Consider the following 14,918-nt stretch of genomic DNA (forward strand, 5'->3'; position numbering starts at 1 on the left):
CTTACTCTTCTGCAGCTGCTTCTTCAGCAGGTGCAGCCGCAGCTTCGGCTGCTTCAGCGGCCTTGGCTGCTTTCTCTTCCGCGCGTTCCTGAGCTTTCTTGCCCGGAGCCCCTTTGTTGGGGTTGTTGCGCTCGGCCTTGTCGCGGGTGCCGGCTGCTTCCAGCATACGTGCGATCCGGTCGGTGGGCTGTGCGCCCTGATCCAGCCAGTACTGGATGCGCTCCATGTTCATTTTCACGCGCTCTTCGCTGTCTTTCGGCAGCAGCGGGTTGTAGGTGCCCAGCTTCTCGATGAAACGGCCGTCGCGCGGCATGCGGCTGTCAGCAGCCACGATGCGGTAGAAGGGACGCTTTTTCGAGCCGCCGCGGGCGAGACGAATTTTCATTGCCATGGTGGTATCTCCTTTAGATGGCGTGTGCCGGGAATTGCCCGGTCAATTCTGGTGCTTGTTGAGCCGGAGGTTCATTCTTGATGTTTCCGGTGGTGTCGGATGACTTCCTGAATGATGAAATTCAGGAAAGCCTTGGCGAAATCGGGGTCCAGATCGGCCTCTTTCGCCAGGTCTTCTAACCGTGCGATCTGCGCAGCTTCGCGCGTGGGATCGGACGGGGGAAGGTCGTGTGCGGCCTTGAGCTTGCCAACGGCCTGTGTGTGCTTGAACCGCTCGCCCAGCGTGTAGACAAGGATCGCGTCCAGCCGGTCGATGCTTTCGCGATGCTCTTTCAACAGCGTGGCAGCCTGTGTCACGGGGTTGGTCATTGGCCGGTCCTTTCGGTGGTCAGGTCAATCTGCGGGTGGCGCCAGATTTGAGCGTGCTTGCCCAGAAGCTCGGCGCGTTCAGTTTCCAATGTGGCCCCAAGCCGTTCCGCCAATGCGCGCGAACGATCATTGGTGTGAGCGATATAGCTGATCACACCGTTCAGACCCTGATGTCGCGCTGCGTAGTCGCGCGCGGCGAGTGTCGCTTCGAAGGCCAGTCCTTTTCCTTCAGAGTCGGACATCAATACCCAGCCGAGTTCGGGTTCGGCCCAACCCGGTGCGTTCATCATGCCAACCCAACCGGCAAATTGGCCGGTGGATCGTTCGGTAATGTGCCAGCCGCCATAGCCGTGAAGCGCCCAATGACCAAGACGCCCGGCCAGAGATCTCCACGAGTCCATCTCGTTTCGTGGCCCGCCTACCATGTGGCTACGTTCGGTGGTAAAGAAAGCGGTGATCGCGGGCAGATCATCCAGATGCGGCGCGCGCAGGATCAGGCGGTCGGTCTCAATGGTTGGGATGGTGAAGGTCGTCATACGTAGGCCTCCATCCCGCCGTCGTCATCGGTTGTACTGTGGCGATACACCAACGTTACGCCGTCTTCTTCGACTATTTCGCGTTCAAAGAAAGCGCCAAGTCTTTCCGCAAGACGCTGAGAGCGTTCGTTTCCTTTGGCGACAAAACTGGCGATCGTATCCCAGCCGAGTTGATGGAAAGCAAAATCGCGCGCTGCGGCGGCAGCCTCGAAGGCGTAACCGTGGCCTTCGCCGTCTTCGGTGAAGATAAAGCCAAGCTCTGGTTCGGGGTCTTCCGGTTCAAATCCCAGAACGACAAACCCCAAAAGCGTGCCTTCTGTTTTCGTCGCGACCGACCACAATCCATGGCCGCGCAAGGACCAAATGGCCACCATCTGGGCAAAGTCGTACCAAGCGTCTTCACGCGACATGACAGACAAATACCGCGCGCGCGGGCTTGCCACGATCCGGGCGTAGGTGTCAAAATCCGACAAATGTGGCGCGCGCAGAACCAGACGCCCGGTTTCGAGTGTTGGAATGGCACCCGCCACGCGAGACGCCAGTTCAGCCCCCTGAGCATTTGGCGCAGCTTCAAAACGGAAGGTCATTGGATTGACCCCGCGTCCAGATGATAAGTCAACGCCCCGGGATACCACTCTGGCGCAGGCGCATCGGTCAAGCGTGCATTCAGGCGTTCAGCCACGCGCACGGACGGTGTGTTGCCGGGCTGTACGAGGATTTCTAGCAGTGGCCAGCGACACTCGCCCAAAAGGTGATCGCGGACGGCGATGCTGGCTTCGGTGGCATATCCGTTACCCTCGCAGGCTCCGTCCCATAGTGTCCAAGTCAGCTCTGGCGCTTTGTTTGCGTCGATGTTCAACGGACCGACATGTCCGATGGGGCGATCATCCAGAGTGATGATGTAGCGGCCGAAGCCACGGATTTCCCAGTGACCAAGTACGGCCGCAAACTTATCGAAACACTCGGCCTCAGTATAAGGACCCCGCACGAATTTACTACGCGGACCCATGTAATAGGCCGCATATGCAGGCAAGTCCGATGGGTCGGGCCGGCGCAAACGCAAACGTGCTGTGGTTATGTCCGAAGCGACGATCACGTTACTTCTTCTTCCCGAATCCGCTGAGGCCTGGAGGCAGCGCCATGCCGCCGCCCAGACCGGGCAAGCCACCGCGGCCACCCATCGCCTTGGCCGCTTGTTCCAATGCTTTCGGGTCCATGCCTGCGGCCATGTCTTCGGGCGAGGGGCCGCCTTTGCCGAACATGCCTTTCATGGCCTGTTTCAGCATCTTGCCTTTGCCCATCTTGCCCATCTTCTTCATCATGTCCGACATCTGCCGGTGCATTTTGAGCAGTTTGTTGAGGTCGCTGACCTCCATCCCCGAACCTGCAGCAATCCGTTTCTTACGGCTGGCCTGCAGCAGCTGCGGATTGGCACGTTCGCGCTTGGTCATCGACTGGATCATGGCGATCTGGCGCTTGAGCACCTTGTCGTCCATGCCCGCCTCTTCGACCTGCTTGGCCATTTTGCCCATACCCGGCATCATGCCCATCATGCCCTGCATGCCGCCCATCTGGATCATCTGTTCCAGCTGCATTTTCAGGTCGTTCATGTTGAACTGACCTTTGACCATGCGCTTCATCATGCGCTCGGTCTGTTCCATCTCCATCGTTTCCTGGGCTTTTTCGACCAGAGCAACGATGTCGCCCATGCCCAGAATACGACCGGCGATCCTGTCCGGCTCGAAGGTTTCGAGCGCGTCCATCTTTTCGCCTAAGCCCACAAAGCGGATCGGCTTGCCGGTGACCGCGCGCATTGACAGCGCTGCACCACCGCGCCCGTCGCCGTCCATCCGGGTCAGAACCACGCCCGAGATGCCGACCTTGGCGTCGAACTCTTCAGCCACCTCAACCGCGACCTGACCGGTCAGGCCGTCGACGACCAGCAGGGTTTCGCGCGGGTCAACCACATTGCGGACCTGCTCGACCTCGTCCATCAGGACTTCGTCAATGTGCAGACGACCCGCGGTGTCGAGCATGTAGACGTCATAGCCGCCCAGTGTCGCCTGTTGCTTGGCTCGTTTGGCGATGTCGACCGGCGACTGGCCCGGAACGATCGGCAGCGTATCGACACCGACCTGCGTGCCCAGCACCGCCAGCTGGTCCATCGCCGCCGGGCGATAGACGTCGAGCGAGGCCATCAGGACCTTCTTGCCCTCTTTCTCTTTCAGGCGTTTGGCGAGCTTACCGGTTGTTGTGGTTTTACCCGAACCCTGCAAACCAACCATCAGGATCGGGGCAGGCGGGTTGTCGATCTTCAGCGCGCCGGGGTCATCCTCGCCACGCAGGGTATCGACCAGCGCGTCGTGTACGATCTTGACGACCTGTTGGCCGGGGGTGATCGATTTCGTAACTGCTTGACCGGTGGCCTGCTCCTGCACCTTCTTGACGAATTCACGCGCCACCGGCAGCGAGACGTCAGCCTCAAGCAGGGCAACGCGGACTTCACGCAGGGCGGTTTTCACGTCTTCTTCGGACAGGGCGCCTTGTTTCGTCAGCCGGTCAAAGACGCCAGAGAGGCGTTCGGATAGATTTTCAAACATGCCTTCGGCCTCCTATGCCGGTTATCTTATGGCGTGCCCTACATAGGATGCGCCGGTTAAATGCACAAACGCCCCCTCCCACTGAATTAGACGTGGGGGTAATGCCAAATGGCATTGCCCCCACGGGCGAAACTCGCTGGTGGGGGGCGATCCCTGAACGACTCAAGGGACCGGAAGATCAAACGCTTCCGGATGTTTGGATGGGGCTTTAGGCGGATTGGCTGTCAGAGTCAACCTTGCGCGCAGGAAGCCAGTCGTTAACCGCATCAACCAGTTGGTGGGCGCCGCGACCGTTCGAGAAGGCCTCGACAATGGGATGTCGCCCGGCGCTCATACCTTCATCCAGTATCAGGACAGGGCGATACAGGGTCGATGTCCCATTGTCGCTACGTGAGGTCGTGCTTTCGGTTTCCGCGTGCGAGAGGTTTGAGAGCTTGTGAGCGACAGCTTCATAGCCAAAGACGGACTGTCTGCGGATCAGGATGCTGTCCGTGTTGCGATCCAGAATGATCTGCACACGCCGGACAAAGACACAGAAGGCACCGACCCCGATGCCGCCACCAAATAGCGCGAAGAATAAACCGAAGAGTATACCCTCGTCGCCTTCGCTGGCCATGAACACGCCAACGCCAACAAAGGCCAAAATGAAGAACACCAGCGTTATGCCGATGAACCATGGCGTATTGGACAAGATCAGTTGGTTCGGAGTGTTGCGCGTGACTTTCATGGCGGCACGCTAGCATCGATTATAAGGGCTGTCGTGGCTTGTATTTGCCCGCGCGCTGCGCGATGAGCGTGCCAGACAGGAGGTTACCCATGGACGCATCTTCCGCTTTTCAAGACACTCTACCAGTTAGCTCGGATGCGCTGTTGGCGCAGCTGGATGATTGGGGGCTGGCCCATCGCCTACACACGCATGTCCCGCTGCGCACCGTTGAAGACTCCAAGGCGGTTGAAGAACAGTTCATGATCCCTGGTGAGAACGCGCTGCGTCTCAAGAACCTTTATCTACGCGACAAGAAAAAGCGGAACTATCTGGTGACGCTGGAACAAAGCCGCGAGATCGATCTGAAAGCGCTGGGCGCCGAGTTGGGGGTTGGCAGCTTGTCCTTTGGATCGGCGGATCGGCTGTTGCAAAACCTTGGTATCCGCCCCGGTGCCGTAAGCCCCCTGGCGATGATCAACGGCGTTCAGAATGATGTGCGGTTTTTTATGGATAGCGCGGCGCAGCAGGTGGACGTCATTTACATGCATCCGCTGGTCAATGACCGGACCATCGCGATCTCTCGTGGTGATCTGACGACATTCTTCGAAAAGACAGGATGTAACGTGAACTGGTTGCCCTAGGCCCCCTCAAAAGCCAGCGCAAGTGCGGCTGAGGCATGGGCGGCAGGGCCAATCCAGGCCTTGGCTGGGTAACCGTCAAAAGGGTACAGGTCGGGGGATCTATAAAAAGTGCTTTTATCCACGGAAAACTTTGGATCACTTGATGTGACAGGGCTGGTCGGTACGGTTGAGTTGATATGAGCATTGTTTTTTCGAACAAATCCCGAATATACCAGCGGGTATTGTTGGAAATTGCACAATGGTGACACTGCCGTGGATAACTGGGACGAAGTGAGAACGGCCTATCAGGTGGCGCGTATGGGAACCGTTAGCGGCGCGGCTGATGTACTGGGTGTGCATCACGCGACGGTCATCCGCCATATTGATGCGATCGAAGCTCGGCTGGGGGTGAAGCTGTTTCAACGTCACGCCCGTGGGTATACGCCGACCGAGGCGGGTGAAGATCTGTTGAGGGTGGCGCAGGCGACCGAGGATCAGTTCAACCAGCTTGTGGGGCGGATGAAGGGCCGGGGCGATGATGTCTCGGGCGAGCTGGTTGTGACTTCTTTAGCGTCACTGGTGCCTTTGGTGGCCCCGGCGCTCAGCGAATTCCAGCAAGCACATCCGGGCCTGATCGTGCGCTACCTGACCGGGGACCGCTTGTTCCGGCTTGAATATGGCGAGGCGCATGTTGCTATCCGGGCCGGGTCAGCGCCGGACCAGCCGGACAATGTAGTGCAGCCCTTTGTGACTCAGGACGTGGGTTTGTTTGCAAGCAGGGACTACATTGCCCGTCGGGGTAAGCCGCAAAGTGTCGAAGAATTCCCGCAGCATGCTTTTGTCGGTAATGATGACGAAACCAGCCGCGCGCCTTTTGCGCAATGGTTGCGGGCGAATGCCCCGGCCGAGGCGCTGACGTTTCGCTGCTCGAACAATTTCACAGTGGCCGAGGCGGTCAGGGCTGGGGCCGGGATTGGATTCATAGCCCGCTGGGAGGCGGCCCGATATCCAGATCTGGAAGAAGTGATGCAGAACCTGCCGGAATGGTCTGGAAAGCTGTGGCTAGTGACCCATGTCGATCTGCACCGCACCACCAAGGTTCAGGCTTTTCTGAAGTTCCTGAAGGCGAAGTCCAAGGATTGGATCTGTGACTGAGCAAACCCGTGGCCATCTGGCCATGCTGGTCTTTTCGGCGCTGGTGGCGGGCAGCTTTTCGCTGGGATCGATAATTGCGAATGAGATTGCGCCGGCTGCGCTGAATGCCGTGCGCTTTGGAATTGCGGCGGTCGTGATCGGGATCGCCGCCTTCGTTACAACCGGTGTGTCGCGTGCGGCGCTGCAAGCGCCCTGGCGCTACTTGGTTCTTGGAGGTTTGTTTGCCACCTATTTCGTGCTGATGTTCTACGGCCTGCAGACGGCCCCACCGGTCAGCGCAGCGGCTGTGTTTACTCTCACCCCTGTCTTGTCGGCCATTGCCGGATGGGCCTTGTTGCGTCAGATCACAACTCCAAGGATGGCGCTTGCGCTTTCTGTGGGGGCCACCGGGGCGCTATGGGTGATCTTTCGCGCCGATTGGCAGCTTTTCCGCGCCTTTCAGATTGGCCAAGGTGAAGTCATCTATTTTGTTGGCTGTGTCGCCCATGCGATCTACACACCGATGGTGCGCAAGCTGAACCGAGGCGAACCTGCGGTCGTGTTTGCCTTTGGCACTTTGGTCGCGGGATGCGGTCTATTGGTGGCATTTGGCTGGTCAGATTTGGTTAGCACCGATTGGTCGCGCTTGCCGACCATTTTCTGGATCGGTCTATTATATGTCTCCTTCTTCGCCACGGCGGTCAGCTTTGTGCTGGTACAGTTCGCGGCGCTCAGGCTGCCCTCGGCAAAGGTAATGGCCTATACCTATCTAGTGCCCAGCTGGGTCATTCTGTGGGAGATCGCCCTGGGCAACGGCGTCCCAACCGGATTGATCATCATCGGCATCGCGCTGACCGTCTTGGCCTTACTCTTGCTGTTGAAAGAAGAAACGCCCAGCACAAGCGCTGATTTATACACTGCGGATTGAGGCTTGTGTTCGCGTCTGCGTCTGGCACCATGCAATCGGTGAAGATAAAAAATGTCGGGTAGGTCAATGAAACTCACTCTATCGAGCTCAGTCGTGTTGCTATTGGCGGCTTGCGGGCAAAGCGGTTTGCAAGGCTCCGGCGACGAGACAACCATGCAAGCCAGTTGTGAGGCATTGGTCTCAGCCGAAAGTGGCGTGCGTATCGACGCCGTCAAAGCGCAGGAAACACAAACGAACCCGACCGGGTCTGTCACAACGGTTCTGGCCGAAGGCCAAAGCGACCTGTGGTTATGTTCCGCTGATCAAACGGGTGTCATTACCAGCGTGATACAGGGCTAAATTTGCGACAAAACCTCTGTTGAGGCAGATCAAGGTCCCGAAAGGGCCAGGTGTCTATGCTTTTCCGTAAGGAGAGGAGAACACCATGTTTCAACATATCATGATCCCAGTAGACCTTCATTTGCCGCCCGAGGTCCATAAGGCGATTGCCGTGGCCGGTGACATCGCCAAATGGCAGAACGCGCGGGTGACCCTCGTCAGCGTCACGGGCACGCAGCCTGGGGACGCGCCTGTTTCCCAAGATTCAGTTGCTGAGGGGCTGGCTGCGCTTTCCAAGGATCTGACAGCGAAAGCTGGTGTGCAGGTCGAAACCCGAAACATCCATTCCGTCGATGTCGCAGCAGAGGTGGATGGCGATCTGGCTCGTGCGGTAGAGGAACTGGGTGCGGATCTGATCGTCGTCGGAACCCATGCGCCGCGCATCACGGACTATATCTTCTCAAGCCATGCGGGGTATCTGGCGAAACACGCCAAGGTGTCTGTCTTTGTGGTCAGGTAGGACCATCCTGCGACGTGGGTAGTTCCGCTTCCAAAAACCGTTCGAACGCATCTAGGTTGACCGGCTCGAACTGCCCGAATCCCTGCATCCAGACCGAGGCGGCGCGTAACGCGTCTGGCTCCAGCTTGCACCATTTGACGCGTCCGCGTTTTTCCTGAGAGATCAGCCCGGCTTTGGTCAGAATGACTAGGTGCTTCGAGATGGCCGCCAGCGACATCTCGAACGGCTCGGCCACATCCGTCACGGCCATATCGTCCTCAAGCAGCATCGCCAGGATGGCGCGCCGGGTCGGATCGGCAAGCGCTGCGAACACGGTATCCAGATCATTAGACATAGCCCGCTGAACCATACTGTATGGGTATGGTCAACCGATTGGTTGAATATCGGAATTTGCTTTGATTTCCGGTGGCAGTGGGCATCCACGTCGATTTGCTTGCGAGGGAAGGTGTGAAAATCATATATAAAGCAATAGGTTAATACGCGGCAATTCGGGCATTCTATAGCGTTGACTCTGTGCCCCTTCGCCCTTAGCACCTAGCCTCAAGACTGTGCGAGGAAAACGCCCTTGACCGATGATGACCAAAAGCAGCGTATGGCGCAGCTGGAGGCCAAGATCGACGCGGCGAAAAAGGCCAAAGCGCCCAAGCCCCGTGCAGATGCTGACGTGTCCGGGGGCGAGCTTGCCTGGAGGATGGTCATCGAAATGGTATCCGGTCTGGGGATCGGATTTGGCATCGGATACGGGCTGGACAGCCTGCTCGGGACGATCCCGATCTTTCTGGTGCTGTTCACATTGCTGGGCCTTGTCGCGGGCGTGAAGGTTATGCTCCGCAGCGCGAAAGAGGTTCAAGAGAAACAAGCGGCTGCTGAGGCGGCCGAGAAGGACGAGAGGGACTGAACGTGGCAACTGAGACCACCGCAGCAGAAGGCAGCAGCCTGGTTTTCCACCCGATGGACCAGTTCATCGTTAAGCCGTTGTTTGGTGACGGTGCAGTGGGCATGTTCACGATCACCAACGTGACCCTGTGGCTGTTCCTTGCAATTGTCGCCGTGGTTCTGTTGCTGGTTCTGCCGACCTCGAAACGCGCGATCGTTCCGACACGCATGCAATCGGTTGCGGAGCTTACTTATGGTTTCGTCTATAAAATGCTGGAAGACATCTGCGGCAAGGAAGGCGTCAAGTTCTTCCCCTATGTCATGACCCTGTTCATGTTCATTGTCTGCGCGAACTTCCTGGGCCTGATCCCGACTTCGTTCACCACCACATCTCATTTCGCCGTGACCATCCCGCTGGCGCTGGCCGTGTTCCTGACTGTGACCATCTTGGGCTTCGTCAAGAACGGCGCCGCGTTCCTGGGTCTGTTCTGGGTATCCAGCGCGCCTCTGGCACTGCGCCCAATCCTGGCAATCATCGAGCTGATCTCGTACTTCGTGCGACCCGTCAGCCACTCCATTCGTCTTGCCGGTAACGTTATGGCTGGCCACGCGGTGATCAAGGTTTTCGCGGGCTTCGCCGCGGTTGCCGTGATCTCGCCCGTGTCCGTTCTGGCGATCACCGCAATGTATGGTCTTGAGGTCCTTGTGGCCTTCATTCAGGCCTACGTATTCACCATTCTGACCTGTGTGTATCTGAAAGATGCGCTGCATCCGTCGCACTAAGGTTTGAACACCCAACATCGAAACTTCCAATTCGTAAGGAGAAACATCATGGAAGGCGATCTCGCACACATCGGCGCAGGCCTGGCAGCAATCGGTTCCGGCGCAGCCGCAATCGGGGTGGGCAACGTAGCAGGCAACTTCCTGGCCGGCGCCCTGCGCAACCCTTCGGCGGCTGCTTCGCAGACCGCAACCCTGTTCATCGGTATCGCGTTCGCAGAAGCCCTGGGGATCTTTGCATTCCTGGTCTCGCTGCTGCTGATGTTCGCCGTATAATCTGCGGAACCTGATCCTTACGCGCAGGTGGGTCCAAGCCATAGCGGCCCACCTGTTGTAAAGACAAGTTTCCGACGGAGGATATCATGGCGACTGAACCCATTACAAAAGAGGTAGCCGGCTCGTGCGTCGACTCCTATGGCTCTGCCATCGGGATGCCGCAGCTCTGCTTCGATTGGTTCCCCAACCAGATTTTCTGGCTGGTCATTACGCTGGTCGTCATCTTTCTGGTCCTGTCCCGCGTGGCTTTGCCCCGCATCGCGGCAATCCTGGCGGAGCGTCAGGGGACCATTACAAATGACCTGGCTGCGGCCGAAGATCTGAAGGCCAAGGCGGTCGAGGCCGAAGAGGCCTATAACAAGGCGCTGGCCGATGCCCGTTCTGAGGCACAGCGTATCGCAGCGGAAGCCCGCGCCGAAATCCAGGCTGGTCTGGATGATGCGATTGCTAAGGCGGACGCGGAAATCGCTGCAAAGGCGGCTGAATCGGAAAAGGCAATTGCCGACATCCGTGCCGGTGCGTTGGATAGCATTCAAGTGGTTGCCAAGGATACGGCGGCTGAACTGGTCACTGCACTGGGCGGCGAGGCGGATGCCAAAGCCATCGACGGTGCGATCGACACTCAGATGAAAGGATAAGTGACATGCGGAACACTCTTGCCCTTATCCTGACCCTTTGCGCCGCCAGCCCCGCGCTGGCCGCAAGCGGCCCGTTCTTCTCGCTTGGCAATACCGACTTTGTGGTCCTTCTGGGCTTCATCGTTTTCATTGCGGTTCTGTTCTATTTCAAGGTCCCGGGCATGATCGGTGGTGCTTTGGACAATCGCGCCGAGGGCATCAAGTCGGAACTGGACGAAGCCCGCGCCCTGCACGAAGAAGCCCGCAGCCTGCTGGCCTCGTACGAGCGTAAGCATCGCGAAGTGCAGACACAAGCAGACGCCATTGTGGCCGCTGCCAAGGAAGACGCAGTCCGTGCTGCTGAACAGGCAAAGGTTGATCTGGAAAACTCGATCGAGCGCCGTCTGGCGGCTGCTCAGGATCAGATCGCATCGGCGGAAGCCTCGGCGGTGAAAGAAGTCCGCGATCAGGCGATTTCTGTGGCGGTCTCGGCGGCTAGTGCGGTTCTGGCCAAACAGATGAACGCGGCGCAAGCCAACAAGCTGATTGATTCATCCATTGCGGATGTGGATGCCAAGCTGCACTGAGCTTGCATCAAATCAGACCCATTAAACCCGGCCTGAGTGCCGGGTTTTTTGTGACCCTTTTATGAAGTTCTTTTGAACATTGCGCTGGATCAAACGTTGCTGCGCGCAGCTATGGGACCCTCTGCCCGACGCTTTGCAGGAGGTTCCAATGCTCGACACTGAACACCACGATCTGCACAAATCAGCACAGCAACTCAGAAACGCCCCGCCGGTGATGGAGGTCAGAAACCTCTCACTCTACTACGGGGCAAAGCAGGCTCTCAAAGATGTAAGCTTTGACTTGTACGCCAGCGAAATCCTGGCTTTCATCGGCCCTTCGGGGTGCGGAAAATCAACCGCTCTTAAATGCCTTAATCGCATGCATGACGAAACCCGTGGTGTTCGTATTGAAGGGTCGATCACCATGGCTGGCGTGGATATTCATCACCCCAGCATCGACCCGCCGATCCATCGCCGAAAATTCGGCTGGGTCGCGCAGAAGCCGAACCCGTTCCCGATGTCGATTTGGGAAAATGTGGCCTATGGCGCCCGTCTGCATGGGCTTTGCACCTCGTCAGATGAAGTGTCAGCACATGTCGAACACTGCCTCAGGCGGGCGCATTTGTGGGATGAGGTTAAGGACGATCTGCATCGCAAAGATGGAACAGACTTGTCAGGCGGACAGCAGCAGCGCCTTTGTATTGCGCGCGCATTGGGGACCAAGCCCGACATCATGCTTATGGATGAGCCGACAGGGTCCATCGACCCGATCGCCACCGCCAAAGTCGAGGAACTTATGCTGGAGCTTCGCGAGGATCATAGCATCGTGGTGATCACTCATTCCATGATGGAGGCCCGGCGCGTCGCCGACCGTGTCGCCTATTTCCATCTGGGAGAGTTGCTGGAGCTGGGCCCAACAGAGCAGGTGTTTGAACATCCCGCACATGAAAAGACCCGGTCCTTCATTCTTGGCAAGATGGGGTGACAAAGACGGGCCGCATTTGTGGGATGTGGTTCAAACGCGCTTAAGACTCGGCGTGGTAAAGCTCAAACACCGCCTATCTCATGTTGCAGGCGCTGCTGTGCGATTTCTTCATTGCGCTGGGCCTTTTGCTGATCGCCCATGCAGATTTTGACAAAGTTCAGGTGGTCTTCAACCGCACGGCGCGCGCCTTTTGGGTCGCGGTCTTGCAGGGCGGTGTTGATGGCGCGGTGTTGATCCAGTATGGCATCGCGCGTGGTGCGCTGCTGGAACATGACCTGACGATTGTAGAAAACGCCCTGCCGCAAAAGATCGAACATTGATCGCATCATGTGCAGCATCACGACGTTATGGCTGGCCTCGATGATCGCCATGTGGAATTGCGCGTCCAGATGCGCCTCTTCGTCGGCTGCATTGCGGGCATGTGCGTCTTCCATCTTGTTCAGAATGGTCTGCACAACCTTCAGATCGCTATCCGATCCCAGCCGGGCGGCGCGCTCCGCCGCCAGCCCTTCCATATCGCGCCGGAAGGACAGATAGTCGAACACCGCCTCATCGTGATTGCCGAACAGCCGGATCAATGCGGGCGAGAAGGCTGATCCCAGAACCTCGGCCACATAGATGCCTGACCCGGCCTTGGCGGTCAGCAATCCCTGTTCCTGCAGGTCCGAGATCGCCTCACGCAGCGACGGGCGTGATACTCCCATCCGGTCTGCCAGTTCCCGTTCTGAGGGCAAACGCTCACCCGGGCGCAGGATGCCGCGCAGGATCAGCAGTTCGATCTGGCGAACGACAGCCAGAGACAGTTTTTCAGTCTGAACTTTTTGAAAGGGCATAGGGTGTTCCGGGTGCGCCAAAATTGGTCAAGTCATTTGACCACGATTGAAGGCGGCATTCAAGCTGGTCACGGTGGTTGAAATAATAGGTCAGTATTATTGACTTAGAGGGTGAAGTGCCTAATCTGTGCGCTGGGGCAGAGGAGGCCCAGACAGATGGATCAGCTATACGCCACCCGCACATCAAGGATGAAGGCATCCGAAATCCGTGAGTTGCTGAAGCTGCTGGGCCAACCGGGCATTATCTCTTTTGCGGGTGGTATTCCCGATCCGGACCTGTTTCCCGCGGACGCCTTTGCAGAGGCGTTTCAAAACGCACTCGGGCCTGAAAAGCAGGCGCAGGCGCTGCAATATTCAGTCAGCGAAGGGTATGCCCCTTTGCGTGAATGGTTGGCGCATCATATGCGCGGGATCGGTGTGGAGTGTGATGTTGACAACATCCTGATCACCTCTGGTTCGCAGCAGGCGCTGGATTATCTGGGCAAGCTGTTCCTGTCTCCGGGTGATACGGCGTTGGTTGGCTGGCCGACCTATCTGGGAGCGATCAACGCCTTTGATGCCTATGAACCACGTTTTGACCGGCTTGACCCCCATGGCAATCGCGGCGCGGCGGAATATCGGGATGCTGCCGGTGATGGGGCGGTAAAGTTCGCGTATCTGTCGCCTGACTTTTCAAACCCGACGGGGGAAACCGTTGATCTGCGCGGACGCGAGACATTGCTTGATCTGGCAGAGGAGCTTGATTGTGCCATAATCGAGGACGGGGCCTATCAAGCGTTGCGCTATGACGGGGAAGCCATACCGTCGATCCTGGCGCTGGAGCTTGCGCGCAAAGGAACGATTGAAGCGTGCCGCACGATTTACTGCGGCAGTTTCTCAAAAACACTGTCACCGGGGCTGCGTATGGGGTGGGTCGTCGCGGCCAAACCGATCATTTCGCAGATGGTGCTGTTGAAACAAGCCGCTGATCTGCACTCGGCAACCATCAACCAGATGGCTGTTCACCACGTGGCTGAGACCTGTTTCGACACGCATATCCCAAAGGTCCGTGCGGCCTATCGCGCGCGCCGCGATGCGATGCTGGCGGCGTTGGAACAGCATATGCCAGCTGGCGTTCAGTGGACCCGGCCCGAGGGTGGTATGTTCGTTTGGCTGACGTTGCCGTCAGAAATCGATGGCGCCGTCTTGCTGGAGAGAGCTTTGGAGACGGAAAAGGTGGCCTTTGTTCCCGGTCGGGCCTTTTTCCCGGACGGAAGCGGTGCCGACACGATCCGGCTGAGCTTTTCGAATTCCAACGAAGATGCGATCCGCGAGGGTATTCGCCGCTTGGGTGTCGTGCTGCGCGGGTGAGTGCGGAAAGGTTCTGTTAACCAATTCCCTGCAAACCTGCGGGCATGTTTCGGTATCTTGCCCCTTTGCTGCTAGCGGCCTGTTCGACTGGCACGCCTCATTTCCGCGATCTGCCTGCGACGCGCGTATCGGTCAACGGCAGCGTGTTTGACGTGCGTGTGCGCGGGGAGTTGGCCGAGGCGGTCCGAGTGAACGCTCAATATGCGCCTCGGTTGGGGCCAATCCGGGATCGGGCCGCGCTTGCCATGGCGCAGGTGTCCGGGTGTCCCATTTTGGATGTGCTGGGTGATGCCGCAGTGACGGTCGGAGTGCTAGGCTGTGACCGCGAAGCCGGGGAACGTTTGCTGCTGACTGCAATCTCGCGCCCCAACTACGAATGCATAAACTACGGCGCATCCAGTGGCTATGCCTACGAAGTGTTCGAGTGCACGCCGTATTGAAACACGGGTTTCACCTCGTATTTTGGCAAGATATTGTGGATAACTCGCCGCAATATGCCATATCCTGCGCATAC

Annotated in this window: 22 protein-coding genes; 13 read left to right on the top strand and 9 right to left on the bottom strand. The window is 58.0% G+C overall.

What is annotated here, in order from left to right:
• Position 1: 1 nt before the first annotated feature.
• From rpsP to AC2FGE_RS14125, 7 genes are all read right to left on the bottom strand, one after another.
• The gene (gene rpsP, locus AC2FGE_RS14095; RefSeq protein ID WP_480826537.1) at positions 2 to 391 is read right to left on the bottom strand and encodes a 30S ribosomal protein S16; all 390 of its coding nucleotides are present in this window, start codon (positions 389 to 391) and stop codon (positions 2 to 4) included.
• Positions 392 to 462: 71 nt separating this feature from the next.
• The gene (locus tag AC2FGE_RS14100) at positions 463 to 759 is read right to left on the bottom strand and encodes a chorismate mutase (protein WP_496819845.1); all 297 of its coding nucleotides are present in this window, start codon (positions 757 to 759) and stop codon (positions 463 to 465) included.
• Positions 756 to 1,295, bottom strand: coding sequence for a GNAT family N-acetyltransferase (locus AC2FGE_RS14105; RefSeq protein ID WP_496819847.1), 540 nt, complete (start codon positions 1,293 to 1,295; stop codon positions 756 to 758). Before AC2FGE_RS14105 ends, AC2FGE_RS14100 begins: the two co-directional genes overlap by 4 nt.
• Positions 1,292 to 1,882: a GNAT family N-acetyltransferase gene (locus tag AC2FGE_RS14110; protein ID WP_496819848.1), complete on the bottom strand. Its 591-nt coding sequence runs from the start codon at positions 1,880 to 1,882 to the stop codon at positions 1,292 to 1,294. The genes AC2FGE_RS14105 and AC2FGE_RS14110 overlap by 4 nt, the downstream gene beginning before the upstream one ends.
• Positions 1,879 to 2,391 carry a GNAT family N-acetyltransferase gene (locus tag AC2FGE_RS14115; RefSeq protein WP_496819849.1) on the bottom strand — a complete coding sequence of 171 codons (513 nt, stop codon included), beginning with the start codon at positions 2,389 to 2,391 and terminating at the stop codon, positions 1,879 to 1,881. Before AC2FGE_RS14115 ends, AC2FGE_RS14110 begins: the two co-directional genes overlap by 4 nt.
• 1 nt (position 2,392) lies before the next feature.
• Positions 2,393 to 3,895: a signal recognition particle protein gene (gene ffh / locus AC2FGE_RS14120; protein WP_496819850.1), complete on the bottom strand. Its 1,503-nt coding sequence runs from the start codon at positions 3,893 to 3,895 to the stop codon at positions 2,393 to 2,395.
• A 208-nt stretch (positions 3,896 to 4,103) separates the two neighbouring features.
• A complete protein-coding gene (locus AC2FGE_RS14125; RefSeq protein ID WP_496819851.1) occupies positions 4,104 to 4,622 on the bottom strand; it encodes a hypothetical protein in 519 nt (172 codons plus the stop codon).
• A gap of 89 nt (positions 4,623 to 4,711) precedes the next feature.
• Here AC2FGE_RS14125 and AC2FGE_RS14130 point away from each other — a divergent pair, with 89 nt between their 5' ends.
• The 5 genes from AC2FGE_RS14130 (at position 4,712) to AC2FGE_RS14150 (ending at position 8,121) form a co-directional block, all read left to right on the top strand.
• The gene (locus tag AC2FGE_RS14130) at positions 4,712 to 5,242 is read left to right on the top strand and encodes a prolyl-tRNA synthetase associated domain-containing protein (RefSeq protein WP_496819852.1); all 531 of its coding nucleotides are present in this window, start codon (positions 4,712 to 4,714) and stop codon (positions 5,240 to 5,242) included.
• 252 nt (positions 5,243 to 5,494) lie between these two features.
• The gene (locus AC2FGE_RS14135) at positions 5,495 to 6,376 is read left to right on the top strand and encodes a LysR family transcriptional regulator (RefSeq protein ID WP_496819853.1); all 882 of its coding nucleotides are present in this window, start codon (positions 5,495 to 5,497) and stop codon (positions 6,374 to 6,376) included.
• Positions 6,369 to 7,283 carry a DMT family transporter gene (locus tag AC2FGE_RS14140; protein WP_496819854.1) on the top strand — a complete coding sequence of 305 codons (915 nt, stop codon included), beginning with the start codon at positions 6,369 to 6,371 and terminating at the stop codon, positions 7,281 to 7,283. The genes AC2FGE_RS14135 and AC2FGE_RS14140 overlap by 8 nt, the downstream gene beginning before the upstream one ends.
• A gap of 66 nt (positions 7,284 to 7,349) precedes the next feature.
• Positions 7,350 to 7,622: a hypothetical protein gene (locus tag AC2FGE_RS14145; protein WP_496819855.1), complete on the top strand. Its 273-nt coding sequence runs from the start codon at positions 7,350 to 7,352 to the stop codon at positions 7,620 to 7,622.
• Between the two features lie 85 nt (positions 7,623 to 7,707).
• Positions 7,708 to 8,121 carry a universal stress protein gene (locus AC2FGE_RS14150; RefSeq protein WP_496819856.1) on the top strand — a complete coding sequence of 138 codons (414 nt, stop codon included), beginning with the start codon at positions 7,708 to 7,710 and terminating at the stop codon, positions 8,119 to 8,121.
• Here the strand turns inward: AC2FGE_RS14150 and AC2FGE_RS14155 are convergent.
• Positions 8,114 to 8,455: an ArsR/SmtB family transcription factor gene (locus AC2FGE_RS14155; RefSeq protein ID WP_480544959.1), complete on the bottom strand. Its 342-nt coding sequence runs from the start codon at positions 8,453 to 8,455 to the stop codon at positions 8,114 to 8,116. The genes AC2FGE_RS14150 and AC2FGE_RS14155 overlap by 8 nt on opposite strands.
• Positions 8,456 to 8,686: 231 nt before the next feature.
• Here AC2FGE_RS14155 and AC2FGE_RS14160 point away from each other — a divergent pair, with 231 nt between their 5' ends.
• The 6 genes from AC2FGE_RS14160 to AC2FGE_RS14185 all read left to right on the top strand — a co-directional run bounded on the left by AC2FGE_RS14160 (position 8,687) and on the right by AC2FGE_RS14185 (position 12,221).
• Positions 8,687 to 9,019 carry an AtpZ/AtpI family protein gene (locus AC2FGE_RS14160; RefSeq protein ID WP_170531415.1) on the top strand — a complete coding sequence of 111 codons (333 nt, stop codon included), beginning with the start codon at positions 8,687 to 8,689 and terminating at the stop codon, positions 9,017 to 9,019.
• A 2-nt stretch (positions 9,020 to 9,021) separates the two neighbouring features.
• On the top strand, positions 9,022 to 9,780 hold the full coding sequence (locus tag AC2FGE_RS14165; RefSeq protein ID WP_496819858.1) for a F0F1 ATP synthase subunit A: 759 nt from the start codon (positions 9,022 to 9,024) through the stop codon (positions 9,778 to 9,780).
• 48 nt (positions 9,781 to 9,828) lie between these two features.
• Positions 9,829 to 10,053 carry a F0F1 ATP synthase subunit C gene (locus AC2FGE_RS14170; protein WP_005981269.1) on the top strand — a complete coding sequence of 75 codons (225 nt, stop codon included), beginning with the start codon at positions 9,829 to 9,831 and terminating at the stop codon, positions 10,051 to 10,053.
• An 86-nt stretch (positions 10,054 to 10,139) separates the two neighbouring features.
• Entirely contained in the window at positions 10,140 to 10,691 is a 552-nt protein-coding gene (locus AC2FGE_RS14175; RefSeq protein ID WP_496819859.1) for a F0F1 ATP synthase subunit B', read from the top strand.
• A gap of 5 nt (positions 10,692 to 10,696) precedes the next feature.
• Positions 10,697 to 11,257, top strand: a complete 561-nt coding sequence (locus AC2FGE_RS14180) for a F0F1 ATP synthase subunit B (protein WP_496819861.1) — start codon at positions 10,697 to 10,699, stop codon at positions 11,255 to 11,257.
• A 214-nt stretch (positions 11,258 to 11,471) separates the two neighbouring features.
• A complete protein-coding gene (locus AC2FGE_RS14185; protein WP_496819921.1) occupies positions 11,472 to 12,221 on the top strand; it encodes a phosphate ABC transporter ATP-binding protein in 750 nt (249 codons plus the stop codon).
• Between the two features lie 62 nt (positions 12,222 to 12,283).
• Here AC2FGE_RS14185 and AC2FGE_RS14190 read toward each other — a convergent pair whose 3' ends face one another.
• Complete coding sequence (locus AC2FGE_RS14190; RefSeq protein WP_496819862.1) at positions 12,284 to 13,054, bottom strand: FadR/GntR family transcriptional regulator; 771 nt, start codon at positions 13,052 to 13,054, stop codon at positions 12,284 to 12,286.
• Positions 13,055 to 13,210: 156 nt separating this feature from the next.
• Between AC2FGE_RS14190 and AC2FGE_RS14195 the strand changes: the two genes are divergently transcribed.
• Both AC2FGE_RS14195 and AC2FGE_RS14200 read left to right on the top strand, forming a co-directional pair.
• Complete coding sequence (locus tag AC2FGE_RS14195; RefSeq protein ID WP_496819863.1) at positions 13,211 to 14,404, top strand: aminotransferase-like domain-containing protein; 1,194 nt, start codon at positions 13,211 to 13,213, stop codon at positions 14,402 to 14,404.
• A gap of 44 nt (positions 14,405 to 14,448) precedes the next feature.
• Positions 14,449 to 14,844: a hypothetical protein gene (locus tag AC2FGE_RS14200; RefSeq protein ID WP_496819864.1), complete on the top strand. Its 396-nt coding sequence runs from the start codon at positions 14,449 to 14,451 to the stop codon at positions 14,842 to 14,844.
• Positions 14,845 to 14,918: the final 74 nt, after the last annotated feature.

The organism is Ruegeria sp. YTSA075, assembly GCF_059610245.1.